The sequence below is a fragment of the Thioflexithrix psekupsensis genome (assembly GCF_002149925.1).
GTDB lineage: Bacteria > Pseudomonadota > Gammaproteobacteria > Beggiatoales > Beggiatoaceae > Thioflexithrix > Thioflexithrix psekupsensis.
This window is the reverse complement of the sequence record NZ_MSLT01000008.1, coordinates 1-4,439: the sequence shown is the minus strand read 5'-3', so window position 1 is coordinate 4,439 and position 4,439 is coordinate 1. Positions and strand designations below refer to the sequence as shown.

1 protein-coding gene and 4 pseudogenes are annotated in these 4,439 nt (G+C 44.2%); all 5 read right to left on the bottom strand.

What is annotated here, in order from left to right; all coding sequences use genetic code 11:
* Nucleotides 1–267: pseudogene (locus TPSD3_RS05090) on the bottom strand (lipoprotein-releasing system transmembrane subunit LolC); the annotation flags it as partial.
* Between the two features lie 316 nt (nt 268–583).
* Entirely contained in the window at nt 584–1,174 is a 591-nt protein-coding gene (locus TPSD3_RS05085) for an acetyltransferase domain-containing protein (protein WP_086487515.1), read from the bottom strand.
* Between the two features lie 30 nt (nt 1,175–1,204).
* Nucleotides 1,205–2,469: pseudogene (gene glgC / locus TPSD3_RS05080) on the bottom strand (glucose-1-phosphate adenylyltransferase).
* Between the two features lie 402 nt (nt 2,470–2,871).
* A pseudogene (cybH, locus tag TPSD3_RS18225) lies at nt 2,872–3,579 on the bottom strand (Ni/Fe-hydrogenase, b-type cytochrome subunit).
* 9 nt (nt 3,580–3,588) lie between these two features.
* Nucleotides 3,589–4,424 (bottom strand): annotated as a pseudogene (locus tag TPSD3_RS05070) (nickel-dependent hydrogenase large subunit).
* Nucleotides 4,425–4,439 lie beyond the last annotated feature (15 nt).

Sequence of the window (4,439 nt, the reverse complement as noted above, 5' to 3'; positions counted from 1 at the left end):
AATGCCTTGAATTAAAGTACCATAAACGGCTTGATTGCGCGTAATCATGGCTTGACCTTGAATAAAAGGCGCGACTCCTGTGATGTTAGGATAATCTTTTAAATGGGTCATTAATGCAGGCCAATCGTTCAAATGATTGTCAAAATAAGGCATAATAAACACATGCGGCGACATGCCTAACATGCGCACACGCAATTCTTTTTCAAAGCCATTCATCACCGATAAATCGTGATCATCGCCGTCACTCCCACCGGCAATACTCAGCATGGAAATAAGCGAAATAAAAGAAATAAATGATTACGGCGTTTGGCGCGAGTGTAGCGCATGCCGATATACAATGCGAGCGTTTAAACATGCCAATCCATTTGTTGATTGTTATCTGAATTAAAATTATATCATTGATCATGATTAATTTACTGATTCAGGAAAAATAAAAGTTTTAATCACATCACTCTGCGATGCAGGCATAAGCTCTTTTTAAAGAAGCCATTGTAACAATCCAAATAAGGCGAATAAAATAGGTTGATGCAATAAATAAATCCATAAACTATATTGTCCTAATTGACTGAGCGATTGGGTCAACTTATTTTAGGAATAAAGCAACAGGTTGGATGAAGTTGTAAATAACGCCCGCAAACATCCCCACCAACATCACCCCAAACCACGGCAAAAATGGCACATAATCTTCCGTCGCAGGTTTATGCGTCATCAACCCAACCCATTGCCACTGCGCTTGATTAAAAAATTCATGCTGCACCGTCATCCCGATCAGCCACAAACTGATGCCTAAAATCAAATTAAACCCATAAGCGCGTCGAAATAACACCGCGATGATGCTGGCTAATGCAATAAAATGAAGAATGCCAAAAAAAATAAAACGCAATCCAAATAAACCATAACTGACCACACTAATCGCCACCGCCGCACCACCGATGATGCCCACACGTTTTACTAAACTGCGCCAATTGTAAGCGGGTGATAACATGACACTCACGCCTACAATCGCCACAAAACATCCCACAATCACCGCTCGCCATCCCAACCAAAACGGGTGTTGATTCAAAGCAAATTGCGCCCAGCCAAATAAGGTGAGATCGTAACAAATGTGGTAAGCGATCATCATCACCACCGCACCACCACGCAAAACGTCCACTGTAAAATAACGAGTGTGCATTGAAAAATCAGGATTTCGTAGAATAATCCGCTAATAATGGTAATGCAAATGCTGCCCAAACATATCGGGAGTCACCAACACCACCCCCTGCGGACTGACATCAAAACGCTGCGCATCGCGCACCAAATCAATACCAATTTCCGTATGATCAGGAATCACACACCCTTTATCAATCACCGCTTTACGAATACGACAATGCTGCCCAATCTGCACATCAGGCAACACCACGCTGTCTTCTAACTGACTGTAGGCATTCACTTTTACATTAGAAAAGAGCAAAGAATGCACAATTTTCGCCCCCGACACCACACAGCCCCCCGACACCATCGAATCCAAAGCCATCCCCATGCGATCTTCATCTTCAAACACAAATTTTGCAGGCGGTAATTGTTCTTGATACGTCCAAATCGGCCATTGTTTATCATATAAATCTAATTCGGCGCAACTGAAATTAACTCCATATTCGCCTCCCAAAACGCATCTACCGTTCCCACATCGCGCCAATACGCTTGTTGTCCACTGTGCGCGTCCCGAAAAGGATAAGTAAACACACGACAAGATTGAATTAATTTAGGAATAATATCTTTACCAAAATCATGCGAAGATTGAAGATTTTCCGCGTCACTGGACAATTTTCATATAAAAATTGGGTATTAAACACATAAATCCCCATCGAAGCCAACGCCACATCGGGATTATTTGGCAGAGATTGTGGATGTGCGGGTTTTTCATTAAATTGCAACACGCGCCCCTCCGCGTCCACGCTCATCACGCCAAAGGCTTTGGCCATGTTTAACGACACCTCCAAACACCCCACCGTCATATCCGCTTCACGCGCCACATGGGCAGCGATCATCGCGCCATAATCCATTTTATAAATGTGATCGCCCGCGAGAATTAACACATAATCGGGTTCATGACTGCGAATAATATCCAAATTTTGATATACCGCATCTGCTGTGCCTGCATACCACGCTTCTTGCAAACGTTGTTGGGCGGGAATTAGCTCAATAAATTCACTAAATTCTCCCCGTAAAAATCCCCAACCTTTCTGCACATGACGAATTAAAGAATGGGATTTATATTGTGTCAAAATCGCCACTCGACGAATGCCCGAATTAATGCAATTCGATAACGGAAAATCAATAATCCGAAATTTACCCCCAAAAGGCACCGCAGGTTTCCCGCCAATCCGTCAAATGACTCAAGCGCGCTCCCCGCCCCCCCGCTAAAATAATGGCCAAAGTATGACGGGTCAAACGGCTGACAAAACGAGGGTCTGATTCAAACTGCATGGTCACAAAATCTCCGCAAGAAGCAATATTAGGCATAAGTACCTAACGGAAAATAATCTGGCATATCAATATTTCTACCGCCCCCAGCCCCCTCCTGCTAGGAGGGGGAGAAAGAGGTTTTTTATGGTTAAAATTTAACAAGATAACCTCATCTTCTTTCCCCCCTCCTAGCAGGAGGGGAGGTAGGGGGGCGGTAGAAATGTGAAAATTCTGAACGCTTTTAATACCTTAATATTTTTATTTAACGACTTATCTGCATTTCTACCGACCCCTAACTCCCTTCTGCTATACCAAAAAGATAGGATTCATAGAATCCTTATTTTGTCAGAATCAGAATTTACAGACACAAGAATTTTCAAAATTTATTTTGGTATAGGAGGGGGAATAGACGAAAGAAAAAATCTAATCCCGATCATCTTTAAACATACGATGTCCGCTCATCATGGTGCTAATTAAACTTTGTCGAGACATGACATCTTCACGAATCGCGGCGTAAATATGAATCATCATAAAAATCACCATCGCCCACACGCCCAAATGATGCCAGGTATGCACATCTTGACTTTGCCCGAATAAAGGAATAACCCAACCAAATAACTGGTCTTGCCAACTGCCTAAACCTGTCCCTTCACTGTATAAAGCAAAACCCGTTATCATCATAAATGGCGTGCCTAATGCAATAAGAAAAACATGGCAAATTGCGCTAATGGATTATGACCAATATATTTTTTAGGTTCGGGTTCTAGGAAAAAATACCAGCGCAATTCAAAAAATAATTCACGCCACCATCGCCCATTCCAAAATGGCAAAATAAAACAATTGCCGCGCATGACTATTTCCCACAATAGCCCAATAAATTCTCCCTAAAAAACCAATCGCAAAAATATAACCCGCCGCAAAATGCGCAAAGCGAATATAACCCATTAAAAACTGCTCACTCGCCTCGCCCGGCACCGACGGCAACGGATGCGCAATCAAATAGCCCGTGACCGCAAGTACAACAATCGCCAGCGCGTTTACCCAATGCCACAGCCGCAACGGGGCTTCATACACGTAAACCGCTTGAACTTTCTCAAATTTCTGTTTGGAATCAACACTTAAACTCGACATTATTCCTCCTTATAGCACTTTAACCCGTGCCATTTCTTGACCATCGGGCGCGATCACATGCGTAGAACACGCCAAACAGGGATCAAAACTGTGCAAAGTGCGCAAAATTTCCAACGGCTGATCGGCCACCGCCACTGGTGTATTCAATAAAGCCGCTTCATACGCCCCAATTTGTCCCGTCGGATCACGCGGTGACGCATTCCATGTGGTGGGAACAACCGCTTGATAATTATCGATTTTCCCCTCTTTAATCACCACCCAATGTCCCAACGCACCGCGAGGAGCTTCCCCAATGCCCACGCCTTTGACTTCGCCCCACATTTTCGGGTCCCAGCGGGTCATGTTTGCTGTCGCAGTATCACCTGCTTAATATTCGCAATCAATTGATTATACGAGCGTTTCATCTGATGCGCTGACCAAGAAGCCTCTAAACCCCGCGCCGCAGTACGCCCTAAAGTCGAAAACAACGCAGAAATCGGTAAACCACCCAAATCAGACAACAATTTATCCACTGGCTCTTTAAATTCAGGCATATTTTTCGCGTAACCAATAATGTAACGCGCCAAGGGGCCAACTTCCATCGCATGACCGCGCCAACGCGGAGCTTTAATCCAAGAATACTTGGCCGATTCGTCTAAGGCTTCGATATGGGTTTTGTGGCCGACGGTTTTCGCGCCTAAAGTGAATTGTGGCTCAGTGACTCCCTGCCATGGGTGTAATCCCTGCATTTCATCACCGTATTTGTACCAAGAATGTGTGACAAACTCTTGAATTTGCTCAGGATCGCGCACATCCACATCGTGTACCGTTGACAAATCCCCGTTAATAATCGCGCCCGGCGGCATTAACATGCTATTGGC

Excerpts from the sequence above, each read along its gene's own strand:
- TPSD3_RS05085 (WP_086487515.1), bottom strand. The coding sequence starts at position 1,174 with ATGCACACTCGTTATTTTACAGTGGACGTTTTGCGTGGTGGTGCGGTG.